The sequence below is a fragment of the Rhizobium sp. X9 genome (genome assembly GCF_018873185.1).
Taxonomy (GTDB): domain Bacteria; phylum Pseudomonadota; class Alphaproteobacteria; order Rhizobiales; family Rhizobiaceae; genus Agrobacterium; species Agrobacterium oryzihabitans.
In genome coordinates this window covers 504,306-518,936 of record NZ_CP071312.1, presented here as the reverse complement: position 1 = coordinate 518,936, position 14,631 = coordinate 504,306, and the positions used below count along the sequence as shown (strand labels likewise).

Here is a 14,631-nt window from a genome sequence, read left to right as displayed (position 1 = left end):
TAGATGGATCGCCGTTCCTTTATGAAAAAAGGTGCGCTTGCGGGAGCCGCCACAGCGGCCCTGGCCGCACCCGCCATTGCACAGCAGAATACCAAGATTACCTGGCGCCTGACCTCGTCGTTTCCGAAATCGCTCGATACGATCTATGGCGGCGCCGAGGATATTGCCAAGCACGTTGCTGCCGCGACCGATGGCAATTTCACCATCCAGACCTTTGCCGCCGGTGAAATCGTGCCCGGCCTGCAGGCGGCCGATGCCGTGTCATCCGGCACGGTGGAAATGTGCCATACCTGCTCCTATTATTACGTCGGCAAGGACCCGACCTTCGCCATCGGCACGGCGATACCCTTCGGCCTTAACGCCCGCTTGACCAACTCCTGGTTCTATGAAGGCAACGGCAACAAGCTGCTTAACGAGTTTTACGCCAAGCATAATCTCTACGGCATGATCGCCGGCAATACCGGTGCGCAGATGGGCGGCTGGTTCCGCAAGGAAATCAACACCGTCGACGATTTCAAGGGCGTGAAGATGCGCATTGCCGGCCTGGCCGGCAAGGTGGTGGAAAAACTCGGCGTCGTGCCGCAGCAGATCGCCGGCGGCGATATCTATCCGGCGCTTGAAAAAGGCACCATCGATGCCGCCGAATGGGTCGGTCCCTATGACGACCATAAGCTCGGCTTCTACAAGGTTGCGAAATATTATTATTACCCGGCGTTCTGGGAAGGCGGCCCTGTCATCCATTCCTTCGTCAATCTGGAGAAATGGAACAGCCTTCCGAAGAATTACCAGATGGTGCTGCAGGATGCATGTGCCTTCGCCAATACCAGCATGATGGCGAAGTACGACGCCAAAAACCCGATTGCGGTGCGGCAACTGGTGGCGGAGGGTGCTATCCTGCGGCCATTCAGCCAGGAAATCCTTGAGGCCTGTTACAAAGCGGCGCTGGAAGTTTACGCCAGCATTTCCGCATCAAATCCTGACTTCAAGAAGATTTACGAGGATCAGGTGGCCTTCAAGCGTGAGGGTTATCTCTGGATGCAGCTTGCGGAATATACGTTCGATACCTTCATGATGATTCAGCAGCGCAACGGAAAGCTCTGATCTTTCGGTAAAAGGCGGACCGGCAAAAAGCCCCCGAAGCTTCGGACTCGGGGGCTTTTTGTGTGTTTGCAACAATGATTTCAGGGCCGCGAGGCCTCTGGATGAATGTGCAACTGGTTGCGAATTCATTGCGGGGCATTGGGAAAGCGCAGCGCTGCCGGGCCGATCTCCCGGATCAACGCTGCGCCATGCCGCTACGGTCCGATCTTGGGCGGTTGGCCAAGATCGGGCTGGGTGTTCTCCGGTTGCGGTCCACCCAAATTAAGGGGTGGCAGACCGAGCGCCGGCTGCGGGGCCGGTGGCTGACTTTCCTGACCTGACGTTGTGGGTGACGGCCCGCCAAGGTTGAGCGGCGGCAGTCCGATGGACGGCTGCTGCGGAGAAGCGCCGCCGCCGAGAGGCGGCAGGGAGAAGCCGCCGCTTCCTGGGCCGCCGGGTATCTCGATCTTGATCGTACTGGGATCGACGCTGGTGTGGCTGCTCTTGTAGTTCATCACCAGGCCGGGAAACGCTATGACCACAAGGATCATCACGAACTGGATGACGATATAGGGAAATACCCCCTTATAGATTTCCGTTGTTTTCACGCCGGGCATCTTTTTACCCGTCACTTTGTCCACCCATGTCGAGTTCGGAGCGATGGAGCGCAGGAAGAATAGCGAAAACCCGAAGGGGGGCGTCAGGAACGAGGTTTGCAGGTTGATGCCGAGAATGATGCCGAACCATACCAGATCGATCCCGAGCTTGTCTGCCACCGGCGCCAACAACGGCACCATGATGAAGGCGATCTCGAAGAAATCCAGAAAGCAGCCAAGAATGAAAATAATGATCGTGACCACGATCAGGAAGCCGTACTCCCCGCCGGGCAGGGCAAGCAGCAGTTCTTCGATCCAGACATTGCCATTGATGCCGTAGAAGGTGAGGCCGAAAACGCGGGCGCCGATGAGGATCATCATAACGAAGGCGGAAAGCTTCGTTGTCGCGTCGAGCGCATTTTTGACCGTTGCAATGGAGAGTCTGCCCTTGGCGAGCGCCAGGATCAGTGCTCCGGTTGCGCCCATCGCGCCGCCCTCGGTCGGTGTGGCGATGCCGAGGAAGATTGTGCCGAGAACGAGAAAGATAAGTGCCAGAGGCGGCACCAGAACGATGATGACCTGTTCAGCCAGGCGCGAAATGATCTTGGTACTTGCCGCGCTATTAAAGAGGGCGACGAGATAAACCGCGACCACGGCAAAGGCGAGCGCGGCGACCAGCTGCCATTCAGGGCTTGTTATGCCGGAGAAGAGGACGTGCATGCCCAGGAAATATAGCGCTATCGAAATGGCAATCATCACGAAAAGCGAGGTAATGCCGTTGCCAAGCGTGCGGGCCTCCTTCGGAAGGGCGGGCACGAGTGACGGTTTGAAGATAGAGATCGCAAAGATATATGCGCAATAGGCCGCCACGATCATAAGCGCGGGGTAAAGCGCGCCGACATACATATCGCCGACGGAGCGGCCGAGCTGGTCCGCCATGACGATCAGAACCAGAGAGGGCGGAACGATCTGCGCAAGAGTGCCCGAAGCGGCAATGGTGCCTGCGACGAGGGGGCGACTATAACCATAACGCATCATGATCGGCAGCGAAATGAGGCCCATGGCCATGACGGAAGCCGCTACGACGCCGGTGGTGGCGCCCAGCAGAGCGCCGACAAGAATGACCGCATAAGCGAGACCGCCACGAATAGGGCCGAAAAGCTGACCGATCGTATCGAGGAGATCTTCGGCCATGCGGGAGCGCTCAAGAATGATGCCCATGAATGTGAAGAACGGGATGGACAGCAGGGTGTCGTTGTACATGATCCCGTAGATGCGTTCGGGATGGGATTGCAATAGCGGCCAGAACAGTCGGATTTCCGGGGAAATCCACGATAGTTCCACGCCCAGTACGAAATAGATGAGGCCGCCGGCGGCGAGCGTAAAGGCGACGGGATAGCCCAGCAAGAGCATCAGCATCACGCTGCTGAACATGACCAGCGGCAGGTTATGCGCAATCAGATCTATCATGTCAGTTTCCTGCCGTTCCGTTGGTTTCTGCTTCGGATTCCGACAGTACCGTCTCACGGGGATCGGCAATATATCCGGCAATCACCGCATAACGCTTGATGATTTCCGAGAATGCCTGGACGAGAAGCAGGGCAAAGCCCAAAAGGACGACAAATTTGGCGGGCCAGATGATAAGGCCGCCGGCATTGGACGACATTTCTCCAGAATTGAAGGAATTCCAGAACCATGGCCAGGCGAGATAGGTCATCAGACCGGCGAAAGGAACGAGGAAAATGATATGGAGGACAAAGTCGACGATATCGCGCGTGCGCTTCGACCACGTGGACGACAGTATGTCGATCCTCACATGCTCGTTCTTGAGGAGCGCGTAAGCTGCCGCCAGCATGAAAACGGTGCCGTAAAGATACCATTGAACTTCGAGCCATGCATTCGACGACATGTCGAACATCTTGCGCACCACCGCGTTGGTGGCGCTGATCAGCACTGCGGCCAGCAATAACCAGGACACAGATTGGCCGATAACCGTGGTGACCGTGTCGACGGCCCGGCTTATTCCCAATAAAAACTTCACTTTCCCCTCCTCAGGACCAGATCCAAGGTCCGGACCGCGGCTTTTTTATCGGCGTTTTATTTGCCATTTCGACCGGCAAGTCCGATTTTTTCTTGTTTGCGGGTGCTTATTGAACAGCTTTTCGAAAATCAACTCCGAACGGTCATTCTTCCTCCAAGAATTCTGTACGGCATGCACCCTGTAACGATTTATCGTGCACTGATTTTATCTGGCGCGCTACAGGATGCGCCCAATTTGCAGTGCATTAATTTTACTTTTCCAACGTTACGGAAGGCAATCGGGTGGCTGACGATCCATTGCGCTTCTGCATGACTTCATGTTACCTCTGCGGATGGAGAATCCGGCATAAGCCCGCCATTGTTTGCAGGATGATGGTCTTGCGCGGCGGATCTGCGGATGGAGCATAAGGGGAAGCGAAATGAGCGAACACCATACGGGTCCGGTCGAAGTTGGCGCCGAGATGAATTACGGCGAGCACGAAAAGACCTATAACGCTTTTCTGGCCATGACGAAGTATGGCACGATGCTGGTATGCGTGCTGATGCTGGCCATGGTCGCTGGTTTCTTTACCTCAGCCGGTTTCCTTGGCGGATTGATCGTCTTTGTCTTCCTTTCGGCCGCAGGCTTCGTGCTGCTGCGCTGAACGACCCCACATAATGGAGCGGTGCCGGCCAACCCGAAAGGCAAAGCCATGAGACGCCTGTTATCCTGTCTGCTCTTGCTGGCGGCGATGTCGCATCATGCCTGGGCTCGCGATCTTTCGCCGTCCGAGCAGGACAAGCTCAAGACGCAGATCGAACGGTTCAGCACGGCGCTGAATACGCAGGATTTCGAGACCGTCGGCAGGACTGTGCCGCCGAAAATCTTCGAGTTCATTGCAGGCGACGCGGGTATTTCCGTCGACCAATTGCGCAGCGCCTTGACGGCGCAGATGCAGATGGCGCTTGCGGCGGTCAAGATAACCGAATTCACCATGGATACAGGGGCGATCAGCGTCGGGGAAACGCCCGACGGAACGCCTTATGCGCTCATTCCGACAAAAACGGTGATGGAAACCGGTGGCCAGACGATCGAGGCGAAATCCCACACGCTGGCGCTGATCGATGACGCAGACTGGTATTTGCTGCGTGTCAGCGACCAGCAGCAGGTGACCATCCTGCGGAAGGTCTATCCGGCCTTCGCTAACGTGAAGTTCCCTGAAGATTCAATGCAGCCTGTCAAATAAAGCAGTGTTTCCGTTTAAACCGGAAACACTCGAGCTGGCATTAACCGGGATCCCGCACGCTCAGGAAAAACGCCCCGGACGGAAGGGATCAACCGAGATCGCGGTCTCTTCGCCACTTGCGAGTTGCGTCACGAGGCGGGCGGTGGCTGCCGATTGCGTCAGTCCCAGATGGCCGTGGCCGAAGGCATAGATGACGGAGGGCGTGGCGCGCGCCGTGCCGATGACGGGAAGACAGTCCGGCATTGACGGGCGAAAGCCCATCCATTGCCGGCCGCCTTCCACCTTGAGGCCCGGCAGGAAACGTCCCGCCTTCTTGAGCATGGCTTCGGAGCGTTTGAAATTCGGTTTCAACTCCAGCCCGCCAAGTTCGACAGCGCCGCCGACGCGGATGCCGGAGGACAGCGGCGTCACGACGAAACCATGGTCGTTGAAATAAAGCTGCCGCGTAACGTTGAAGGCGTCGGCAGGCAGGGTGGTGTTGTAACCGCGCTCGGTTTCCAGCGGCACGATGTTGCCAAGCGTGGCGGCAAGTTTCTTCGACCATGCGCCGCAGGCGATCACCACCTTGTCAGCGTCGATCTTGTCGCCGTTTTCCAGCGTCACGATCGTGCTTTCGCCAACGGCATCGATGCGTTCGGCCTCGCCCTTGCGAAGGCTTGCCCCACGGGCGATCACCAGATCGAAAATCGCACGGGTGAAATCGTAAGGGTCGGAGACCTGCAGGCCGTCCGGCGAGAACATGGCATGACGGAACTGCGACGCAAGACCCGGCTGCAGCGTCTCGATTTCGGCGCGGCCGACGCGCTCAAAGGAGAAACCGGCCTGTTCCTTCTCATTCCAGTCCTTGAGGGCGGCATTAAAGCTTGTTTCGCTATCATAAAGATCGAGCGTGCCGGTCTTCGACACGAAGGGGGAAAGCTCCGGCATGGCGGTGACATGGGCCATTTCCGTGGCCGCCAGCCGGTTGATGTCGCTGAGCGCCTTCAGGCCGTAGCGGAAATTTCGCTCGGCGCTGGCGCGCCAGAAACGCCACAGCCAAGGGGCGATCCTCGCCGCATAGGCAGGCGGCACGCTGAGAGGACCGAGCGGGTCGAACAGCCAGCGCGGTGCCTTTTTCATGATGCCGGGAGCGGGAATGGGAATGATTTCCGGAAAGGCCAGGATGCCGGCATTGCCGGAACTCGCACCGCGGGCGATTTCGCCGCGCTCCAGAAGAACGACCTCGCGCCCGGCATTTTGCAGGTAAAGCGCCGCCATGGAACCGATAATGCCGCTGCCGATCACCAGCACGTCGCATTTCAGGGTTTTGGTCATCGGCGCTCCTGCAACACAAATCTTTCAGGCCCGCCATAACAACGAATGCTGTCTGGATGAAAGGCCGCATTGTGCCGCGGCTGCAGAAATATCAGCACTGTGGCAAATAAGCGGTGCCCATCCGGGAAAGATTCACAGGTAAAGGGCGCGTGTCTGAAGAATTTTTCGCTGGCAGATTCAGTCGTCGGATCAATAGTTATGGATCATTATTAATCGCTATTTAACGGTGTCGCGCTAGGTTGCGCGTGCAGGCAGACCGATCCGTTTTTTCATCTCTCCAGCATCGAGGGGGAGAGGTCCGCATACTGGTCATCTTTGGGGGTTCAAAGGCATGTCTCAATTTTTCAAACTCGGTACGGATGCATCCGCGGTGCTTGATGCACTCAGCCGCTCTCAGGCCATCATCGAGTTCGATCTGACCGGCAAAATTTTGAAAGCAAATGACAATTTCTGCAAGGCGATCGGCTATCAGGAGGCTGAAATCGTCGGACGGAGCCACAGCATGTTCCTGTCTCCCGATGACGCCGCCTCAGCAGAATACAAGACCTTCTGGGCAAAGCTGTCGCGCGGCGAATATGATCAGGGCCAGTACCGGCGCCGCGCAAAGAACGGCGACGATATCTGGATCGAGGCCTCCTACAATCCGGTTTTCCGTTTCGGCAAGCCTTACAAGGTCGTCAAGATCGCAACCGACATCACATCGATCAAGCGCAAGAGCGCCGAGGATGATGGCAAGCTGGCGGCACTTTCCCGGGCGCAGGCCATGATCGAATTTACACCCGACGGAAAAATCCTCAGCGCCAATGAGAATTTCCTGGCCGCACTCGGTTACACGGCGGAAGAAATCGTCGGCAAACATCATTCGATGTTCTGCGAGCAGGCCTATGCCCAGTCCCAGGATTATCGCAGCTTCTGGGACGAACTCCGGACTGGCAGATTCTCGTCCGGACAGTTCATGCGGCTTGGCAAGGATGGTAAACGCGTCTTCATCCAGGCTTCCTATAATCCGATCCTCGATGACCGGGGCCATGTCTTCAAGGTCGTAAAATTTGCTTTCGACGTCACCGACCGGATGCACGCGGTTGAAGAACTGGGTGCTGCACTCGAGCGGCTTTCACAGTGCAATATCCGTGTCACGCTGGACAAACCATTCGTGGGCGAATTTGAAAGGCTGCGCCGGGATTTCAACAAATCCATCGCGGAATTCCAGAAGACGCTGGAGAATGTTCTCGGCCAGACCGACGATCTGACCAGAAGCAGCCAGGAAGTCAGCGAAGCCTCCGTCAATCTCGCCGAGCGCTCGCGCGAGCAGGCGGTAGCGCTCGAAGAAACCTCGGCAGCGCTTGAAGAGATCACCGCCACGGTTCGCTCATCGACCGAAAATACCAAAGAGACCCGAAAGCTCGTTCAGAGCGCCCGGACATCCACGGCTGCTTCAACCGAAGTCGTCGAACGGACCGTCAACGCCATGCAGCGCATCGAGACGGCATCGCGTGAAATCAGCCAGATCATTGGCGTAATCGATGAGATTGCCTTCCAGACGAACCTTCTGGCGCTGAACGCCGGCGTGGAAGCGGCGCGTGCGGGCGAAGCCGGCAAGGGCTTTGCCGTGGTGGCGCAGGAAGTGCGCGAACTTGCCCAGCGCTCCGCCAATGCCGCAAAGGAAATCAAGGCGCTCATCAACAATTCCGGCACCGAGGTTCTCGAGGGCGTCAGGCTGGTGGGCGAGACCGGCGAGGCATTGAAGCAGATCGACGCGCTGGTAAGGCATATCGACGGCAACGTCGACATGATTGCCAAGGCAGCCGACGAACAGGCCATCGGCATCGGCGAAATCAACAAGGCGGTTAACCGGCTCGACCGGATGACGCAGGAGAACGCCGCCATGAGCGCCCGCACCACCGCGATCAGCACCACGCTGGCGCAGGGAGCCGATGTGCTCGCACAGCTTGTCAGCCTGTTCAAACTCAACCGCCGCACGACCCAGCGCGAAGACGGGTCGTCCATCCGGTCGGAGTTTTCGAATCCTAGCCGGCGCGATCAGCAGCCGGGGCGAGCGGCCGCGTGAAGGGGCGGGCTTTTGCCCGCTTCAACGTGTTGATGAGGTTTGGTGATGCGGATGCGTCTGGTGAGGCATCCGCATTCCGTCATCCGCGCAATGCCGGTCGTTCGATGCCGAGGTGATCGCGCAGCGTCGAGCCTTCGTACTCCCGGCGGAACAGGCCGCGTTCCTGCAGCAGCGGCACCACTTCGCGGTTGAATTCCTCCAGCCCGCCGGGGAAGAAGGGCGGCATAACGTTGAAGCCGTCGGCGGCGCCGTTTTCGAACCATTCCTGCATGCGGTCGGCCACGTCTTTTGCCGTGCCCATGACGATGTGGTGGCCGCGACCTGCGGCAACGCGCAGCGCAAGTTCACGGATTGTCAGCTTTTCGCGGCGCGCCAGCTCGGTCAGAAGTTCGGCGCGGCTGCGCAGCTGGTCGGAGATCGGCAGGTCCGGCAAGGGGCCGTCGAGATCGTATTCGGCAAGGCTGTGGCCGATGCGCTCTTCCAGCAGCGGCATGGCGCTTTTGATGTCGGTCCAGCGGTTCAGTTCCTTCAGCTTTTCGCCGGCCTCTTCGAAGCTCCTGCCGATGATCGGCATGAAACCCGGCATTACCGCGACGCTGGCCGGATCGCGGCCAAACTTCGCGACCCGCGCCTTGAGGCTGGTGTAGAAGGCCTGCGCTTCGGAAATAGCCTGCTGGGCGGTGAAGACGATATCGGCGGTGCGGGCGGCAAGATCCTGGCCCGGGCCGGAGGAGCCGGCCTGAATGAGAACCGGGTGCCCCTGCGGCGAGCGCGGAATATTGAGCGGTCCCTTGACCGTGAAATATTTGCCTTCGTGGTTGAGAATATGGACCTTTTCCGGATCGACGTAACGACCTGCCTGCTTGTCCTTGACGAAAGCGTCGTCATCCCAGCTGTCCCACAGACCGCGCACCACATTCACATATTCTTCCGCCACCGCATAACGCTCGTCATGCTCGGGGTGGTCCTTGGAAAAGTTTGCCGCCGTGCGGGCATAGGAGGTGGTGACGATGTTCCACGCTGCGCGGCCGTGGCTCAGATGGTCGATGGAGGCGAAGGCGCGGGCGGTGTGGTAGGGCTCGCCATAGGTGGTGGAGGCGGTGGCAGCCAGACCGATCTTGTCGGTCACCATCGCAAGCGCCGCCAGCAGGGTCAGCGGCTCGAAACGGGCGATCATCGAGGGATGGGCGTCGACGCCGCTGGTGAGGCCATCGGCCAGGAATACCATGTCGAATTTTGCCGCCTCGGCCATTTTCGTGACGCGGGTCAGGAGATCGAAATTCTCGCTGCCGGCCTCCGCATCCGGGTGGCGCCAGCCGGAAACGTGGTGTCCGGCGCCCTGCAGGAAAAGGCCGAGATGCATCTGTCTTTTGCGGGTCGTGGTGGTCATGGGGATCATGCCTTCATGTCGGTCGAGTTATATCTGTGTTGCCAGAAGCGTATCGAGCTTCCTGAGGTCGGCTGCGGTTTTCATGGACCGCACCAGTGCCGGAATTCCGGCGAATTTTTCACTGCCACCGGTGGCGTCGGCAAATTTTTCGGTCGGGTCATCGATGCCCGGAAGGCCGTCGATACGGCGCGATAGCACCGTGCCATCCTTCTTCGTCACGTCGATGACGACGAAACGGGTGGTCGGATCGGGTGAGAGACGGCGGGCGGTTTCATCATGCTGGCGCGAGACTTTTGCCGAAAGTGCGAGCAGGTCGGCGCGGGCCGGGCGTTCGTCGAAATGGCCGATGCCGAGTGCACCATCTGCCAGCGCTGCGGCAAAGACATATTCGGCGCTGAAGCGCGCATCGATGCCGGTGGCGGGAGAGGCTGAGCCGACAAGGGCGGCATCGCCGCCGGGCGGAAAGGTTATGACGACGGTTTCGACCTCGTCCGGCGTCAGTTCATGCGCGTTGCGCAGGGCAATTGCGCCGACGGCGACCGGGTGGCTGGCGGTGCAGCAGGGAAAGGCCTTGAGCGTCAATCCGGGAGAGATGATCTGCCATGGTGCGCCCCAGCCGGAGAGAACGCGCTTGGGCTGCTCCGCGCCGAAGGCGAAGGCGGAATAAAAGCCGATGGGATTTTCCAGAAAATCCGGTGCGCCCTGAAACCCTGATCGTGCCAGCCGTGCAGCCGTTAGGCCGGCGCGCGTGGCAAGCCCGGCATGCAGGGGCTTCGCATCAAACCCGAATTGCAGGCGCAGCCCGGCCGATTGCGTGGCGGCAAGCCCGAGCGCCACCGCCGTGGTTTGCGGATCGAATTTCAGAAGATGGGCGATGGCTGCCGCAGCACCGATCGGACCAAGCGTGGCCGTGGCATGGAAGCCATTTTCATAATGTTTGGTGCCGAGTGAGAGGCCAAGCCGCGCCATTGTTTCGAGCCCGACGATATAAGCGGCGATGAAGGCGTCGGCCGTCGAACCTTCCTCGACTGCAACAGTCAGCAGGCCGGGAATGATGGCGACAGTCGGGTGCCCGCGCACGCTGCCATGCACATCATCATAGTCAAGCACATGCCCGGCATGGCCATTGATGAGGGCCGCGGTAAAGCCATCCGTGCGCAGATCATGGCCGATAATGCCTGCGGTGCCTGATGTGCCCGGTGTAAAAGTGTCGATGAGGATTTTCGTGCTTCTGTCCGAAGCACCGCCCAGCACGCACGCGAAAAAGTCGATCAGCGCGGTGCGGGCGATTGTCACCGCTTCGTCGTCACGCAGCGGATCTGAGGCGGCGATGGCTTCGGCCAGATGAAGGGTGAGTTTTTCGTCGGCTGTCATGGCGTCAGATCCCTTCGCCGTCAGTGACCCGCGCCACCTGTCCCCCGAGACCCTTGACGAAGGCATTGATACGCGGATTGGTCGACTTGTAGAAGATATGCTCCGGCGTACCCTGATCGACGATCAGGCCGTTTTCCGTGAAGACGATATTGTCGCTGATTTCCTCGGCAAAGCGCATTTCATGGGTGACGAGAATGCTGGTCATGCCGTCATTAACGAGATCGCGGATGACGGCGAGCACTTCACCCACGGTTTCCGGGTCGAGCGCGGAGGTGACCTCGTCGAACAGCACCAGTTCCGGCCGCATCGCAAGTGCGCGTGCAATCGCCACGCGCTGCTGCTGGCCGCCGGAAAGCTGGCCGGGATAGGCGTCGACCTTTTGGGAAAGACGGACTTTTTCCAGCAGTTCGCGGGCATGACGTTCGGCTTCCGCCTTCGGCGTGCCGAGGATTTTGATGGGTGCGATGGTGATGTTTTCCATCACCGTCAGATGCGGGAAGAGGTTGAACTGCTGGAAGACGATGCCGATGCGCTTGCGCAGCGCGATACGCTCCGCCTCGGTCTTTAACAGGTCCACCCGGGTGCCGCCGACGGTGATCTTGCCGGATTGCGGGATCAGCAGGCCGTTGATGCAGCGCAGGATCGTGGATTTGCCGGAGCCGGATGGGCCGATGATGGAAACGGCGTCGCCCTTGTTCACCGAGAGGTCGATGCCCTTCAGGACCTGATTGTCGCCGAAGGACAGGTGTACGCCTTCAAGCTCAACCAGAGCTTTGGCGGCGGTTTGTGGTGCGGATGCGGACATGGCTTGTTCCAATCAGCGGGAAGCGAAGCGCCGCTCGAGGCGCTGCGTGAAACGGGATACGGGATAGCAGAACAGGAAGAATGCCATCAGGACGGTGAGATAGACCACGACGGTGAAATCATTGCGCTGAACGGCGGTGCTGGCATCCGTTGCCGCATGAAGAAGTTCATGCACGCCGACCAGGGAGGCCAGCGCCGTGCCCATTGTAATCGATGCATAGAGATTCATCCATGGTGGCAGCGAGCGCTTCACGCATTGCGGCAGGATGATCCAGCGCAGTGTCTGGTTACGCGAAAAGCCGAGGCCCTGCGCCGCTTCCCATTGCGCCGTCGGGATCGACTGGATGGCGCCGCGGGTGATTTCGGCGATATGGGCGCTAGCCGGAATGGCAAGGCCGACGACGGCCTTGATCCAGTCCGGGAAGGGAATATAGTTGCCGAAGGCGACGATCTCGAAGGGGAAGATGTAGGTCGCCGCGAAAATCAGCACCAGATGCGGCGCGTTGCGGAAGATCTGCACATAGGTGAGTGCGGGTGCGCGCACCAGACGATAGGGCGCAAGCTCCATGATGCCGAGGAGGACGCCGATGAAGGTGCCGATGGTGATCGCCAGAATGCTGATCAGCACATTCATCGCGAAACCCTTGCCGAGATAGGGCAGCCATTGCAGCAGCACCTGGCCGAGCGAAGGATCGAGGACCAGCCACAGCACGACGGCAACGAGCACGCCGCACAGGAGAATGGTGCCGAAGGGCAGCTTTTTTGCCGCCTGCTGCTGGGAAACTACCGCGCTCATTGACCGAACCCCGGAACCGCAAGACGCCGCTCGAGCCAAAGGCCCACCCTTGCGACGATGAAATTGATGACGCTGAAGAAAAGGAGGATGACGAGCATCAGCTCGACCACATTGTCGCGCTGCGTCCAGATCAGGATCGAGGCATAGGTGATTTCACCGACCGCAATCGCCGAGCCGACGGTGGTGAGCTTCACCAGATTGACGAGATTGTTGATGATGGAAGGGAGTGCTGTGCGGATCGCCAGCGGAAATTCGACGTAACGCAGCACCTCGAAGGAGCTGAAGCCGATCGCGCGCGCCGCCTCGATGGTGGTGGCGGGCACCGCCTCGATACCGCCACGCAACGCTTCCGCGTGGAAAGCGGCAATGTGCAGGCCGGTGATGGCGACGACCCAGAAGAACGGTGTCAGCGGGTTGTTCTGTGCCCCGCCGAGCACATTGGAAATCAGCATGTTGAGCACGAGGAAGCCGCACATCAGCTGCACCAGCGTCGGTGTATTGCGCGTCAGTTCCACATAGGCACGCACGGGGCCGGCGAGCCAGACCTTGCCGGAGGTGAGCATGGCCGCGAAAATGAAACCGAAGATGAGGCTGAGCGGCAGGGTGACGGCCACGAGGATCAGCGTCATCTTCATGCCGTCGAGCCAGATCTGGACCTCGTAGCCACTGTTCAGAAAATCATAGTTGAGGCCGATATGCGCGGCCAGTTCTATGAAGCGCGCTATAAATGCATCCTGCATCGGAAATCCATGCTGTTATCGCGGTGCCGCCCGGCAGGCGGCGCCAGAATGGCCTGTCTTGCTATAAAGCAGAAAAGAACGGCGGGCGAAACCAGCCGTTCCTGATGGTCATGGGAAGTCACCCCGCCTGTTCGGCATCATCCCCACCCTGCGGTGGAGGAGAGGCAAGGAACGGAGAGACCCTGCGCCGGTCTTATTGCGCGGCCGAAAGCTTCGTCTTCTGCTCTTCCATATAGCCGATGCTCGGCAGGCGGTTGGCCTTGGCGAATTCGATCATCTTGCCGGAAGCGTGCAGCTCCTTGACGATCTTGTCGAGAGCGGCCTGCGTGTCGGCCTCGCCCTTGCGCAGCCAGATGACGGAGTCCGAAGGGATAAGGTCGGTGGGGATGAGGATGCCGTAATCCTTCCACTCATCGGCGCGGTCCTGGAGCATCAGGCTCAGCGTGCCGTTGACGTGTACGGAAACATCGCAATTGCCGCCCTTCAGCGCCAGCAGCGATTCCGGCTGGCTCGGCAGCGCCTTTACCTGCGCGCCATATTGCTCGATCAGCGGCTGCGTGTAGTTCGATCCCTGCGAAACGCAGGCGATCTTGCCCTTCAGATCCGGCCAGTCCTTGATGCCCGAATCCTTGCGGCCGATGGCGGCGCCACCCTGGCGGTCATAGGGTGTCGGCACATAGTCAAGCGTTTTGGCGCGCTCTTCCGTATACTGCATGTTGGCGATCAGAATATCGACCTTGCCCTGCTGCAGGAACTGCACGCGGTTGGGCGGGGTCACGGTTTCGGTCACCAGTTCCACACCGAGACCGGCGGCCAGCGCCTTGGCGACGTCAATGTTGAGGCCCTTCTGCTCCTGCGTCTTCGGATCGATGAAGCCGAAAGGCGCGCCGGAGAGGATGACGCCGACGGTGAGCTTGCCACGACCCTTGATACGGTCGAGCGTCGCATCCGCGTGAGCGGCGGTGGCCAGCGAAGCGACAACGACGGTTCCGGCGATGAGTTTTGCGGCAAAACTGGAGAAAGAGAAGGCCATGGGTATTTCCTTTTGATTGTAGGAGGAAACTACATGAGGCACCCGCCAAGAGCGAGGATTGGCATTGCGTGAAAAATAGTATGAATAAAATCCGGTTCCAATAAATCTTTCAGGAAGAAAAATTATCCCAATAATTTGAAATCGTAGAATCCTGTTCTTTTCATCCGTTG

General features: G+C 59.1%; 13 protein-coding genes. 4 read left to right on the top strand and 9 right to left on the bottom strand.

The window, feature by feature from the left end; translation table 11 throughout:
* Positions 1 to 3: 3 nt before the first annotated feature.
* Entirely contained in the window at positions 4 to 1,101 is a 1,098-nt protein-coding gene (locus JZY08_RS17340) for a TRAP transporter substrate-binding protein (RefSeq protein WP_003500548.1), read from the top strand.
* 194 nt (positions 1,102 to 1,295) lie between these two features.
* Here JZY08_RS17340 and JZY08_RS17335 read toward each other — a convergent pair whose 3' ends face one another.
* Entirely contained in the window at positions 1,296 to 3,146 is a 1,851-nt protein-coding gene (locus JZY08_RS17335) for a TRAP transporter large permease subunit (protein ID WP_216332783.1), read from the bottom strand.
* Position 3,147: 1 nt separating this feature from the next.
* Complete coding sequence (locus tag JZY08_RS17330; protein ID WP_137038929.1) at positions 3,148 to 3,717, bottom strand: TRAP transporter small permease subunit; 570 nt, start codon at positions 3,715 to 3,717, stop codon at positions 3,148 to 3,150.
* Positions 3,718 to 4,135: 418 nt separating this feature from the next.
* On the opposite strand from JZY08_RS17330, the gene JZY08_RS17325 reads away from it, so the two are divergent.
* A complete protein-coding gene (locus tag JZY08_RS17325; protein ID WP_082185721.1) occupies positions 4,136 to 4,360 on the top strand; it encodes an aa3-type cytochrome c oxidase subunit IV in 225 nt (74 codons plus the stop codon).
* A gap of 48 nt (positions 4,361 to 4,408) precedes the next feature.
* Positions 4,409 to 4,942 (top strand): hypothetical protein, encoded by a 534-nt coding sequence (locus tag JZY08_RS17320; protein ID WP_216332782.1) that lies wholly within the window; start codon positions 4,409 to 4,411, stop codon positions 4,940 to 4,942.
* Positions 4,943 to 5,002: 60 nt separating this feature from the next.
* Here JZY08_RS17320 and JZY08_RS17315 read toward each other — a convergent pair whose 3' ends face one another.
* Positions 5,003 to 6,256: an FAD-binding oxidoreductase gene (locus tag JZY08_RS17315; RefSeq protein ID WP_216332780.1), complete on the bottom strand. Its 1,254-nt coding sequence runs from the start codon at positions 6,254 to 6,256 to the stop codon at positions 5,003 to 5,005.
* Between the two features lie 331 nt (positions 6,257 to 6,587).
* Here JZY08_RS17315 and JZY08_RS17310 point away from each other — a divergent pair, with 331 nt between their 5' ends.
* Positions 6,588 to 8,324 carry a PAS domain-containing methyl-accepting chemotaxis protein gene (locus tag JZY08_RS17310; protein WP_216332777.1) on the top strand — a complete coding sequence of 579 codons (1,737 nt, stop codon included), beginning with the start codon at positions 6,588 to 6,590 and terminating at the stop codon, positions 8,322 to 8,324.
* Positions 8,325 to 8,403: 79 nt separating this feature from the next.
* Here the strand turns inward: JZY08_RS17310 and JZY08_RS17305 are convergent, their stop codons facing one another.
* The 6 genes from JZY08_RS17305 to JZY08_RS17280 form a co-directional block, all read right to left on the bottom strand.
* On the bottom strand, positions 8,404 to 9,723 hold the full coding sequence (locus JZY08_RS17305; protein ID WP_216332775.1) for an LLM class flavin-dependent oxidoreductase: 1,320 nt from the start codon (positions 9,721 to 9,723) through the stop codon (positions 8,404 to 8,406).
* Positions 9,724 to 9,741: 18 nt separating this feature from the next.
* A complete protein-coding gene (locus JZY08_RS17300; RefSeq protein WP_216332772.1) occupies positions 9,742 to 11,088 on the bottom strand; it encodes an MmgE/PrpD family protein in 1,347 nt (448 codons plus the stop codon).
* A 4-nt stretch (positions 11,089 to 11,092) separates the two neighbouring features.
* On the bottom strand, positions 11,093 to 11,893 hold the full coding sequence (locus JZY08_RS17295) for an amino acid ABC transporter ATP-binding protein (protein WP_216332770.1): 801 nt from the start codon (positions 11,891 to 11,893) through the stop codon (positions 11,093 to 11,095).
* A 12-nt stretch (positions 11,894 to 11,905) separates the two neighbouring features.
* Positions 11,906 to 12,688 carry an amino acid ABC transporter permease gene (locus JZY08_RS17290; RefSeq protein ID WP_216332769.1) on the bottom strand — a complete coding sequence of 261 codons (783 nt, stop codon included), beginning with the start codon at positions 12,686 to 12,688 and terminating at the stop codon, positions 11,906 to 11,908.
* Complete coding sequence (locus tag JZY08_RS17285) at positions 12,685 to 13,428, bottom strand: amino acid ABC transporter permease (RefSeq protein ID WP_137038924.1); 744 nt, start codon at positions 13,426 to 13,428, stop codon at positions 12,685 to 12,687. Before JZY08_RS17285 ends, JZY08_RS17290 begins: the two co-directional genes overlap by 4 nt.
* Before the next feature lie 193 nt (positions 13,429 to 13,621).
* Positions 13,622 to 14,461: a transporter substrate-binding domain-containing protein gene (locus JZY08_RS17280; protein ID WP_082185727.1), complete on the bottom strand. Its 840-nt coding sequence runs from the start codon at positions 14,459 to 14,461 to the stop codon at positions 13,622 to 13,624.
* Between the last annotated feature and the right edge of the window lie 170 nt (positions 14,462 to 14,631).

Excerpts from the sequence above, each read along its gene's own strand:
- JZY08_RS17315 (WP_216332780.1), bottom strand. The coding sequence starts at position 6,256 with ATGACCAAAACCCTGAAATGCGACGTGCTGGTGATCGGCAGCGGCATT.
- JZY08_RS17305 (WP_216332775.1), bottom strand. The coding sequence starts at position 9,723 with ATGATCCCCATGACCACCACGACCCGCAAAAGACAGATGCATCTCGGC.
- JZY08_RS17295 (WP_216332770.1), bottom strand. The coding sequence starts at position 11,893 with ATGTCCGCATCCGCACCACAAACCGCCGCCAAAGCTCTGGTTGAGCTT.
- JZY08_RS17300 (WP_216332772.1), bottom strand. The coding sequence starts at position 11,088 with ATGACAGCCGACGAAAAACTCACCCTTCATCTGGCCGAAGCCATCGCC.
- JZY08_RS17290 (WP_216332769.1), bottom strand. The coding sequence starts at position 12,688 with ATGAGCGCGGTAGTTTCCCAGCAGCAGGCGGCAAAAAAGCTGCCCTTC.
- JZY08_RS17310 (WP_216332777.1), top strand. The coding sequence starts at position 6,588 with ATGTCTCAATTTTTCAAACTCGGTACGGATGCATCCGCGGTGCTTGAT.
- JZY08_RS17340 (WP_003500548.1), top strand. The coding sequence starts at position 4 with ATGGATCGCCGTTCCTTTATGAAAAAAGGTGCGCTTGCGGGAGCCGCC.
- JZY08_RS17320 (WP_216332782.1), top strand. The coding sequence starts at position 4,409 with ATGAGACGCCTGTTATCCTGTCTGCTCTTGCTGGCGGCGATGTCGCAT.
- JZY08_RS17285 (WP_137038924.1), bottom strand. The coding sequence starts at position 13,428 with ATGCAGGATGCATTTATAGCGCGCTTCATAGAACTGGCCGCGCATATC.
- JZY08_RS17335 (WP_216332783.1), bottom strand. The coding sequence starts at position 3,146 with ATGATAGATCTGATTGCGCATAACCTGCCGCTGGTCATGTTCAGCAGC.
- JZY08_RS17280 (WP_082185727.1), bottom strand. The coding sequence starts at position 14,461 with ATGGCCTTCTCTTTCTCCAGTTTTGCCGCAAAACTCATCGCCGGAACC.
- JZY08_RS17325 (WP_082185721.1), top strand. The coding sequence starts at position 4,136 with ATGAGCGAACACCATACGGGTCCGGTCGAAGTTGGCGCCGAGATGAAT.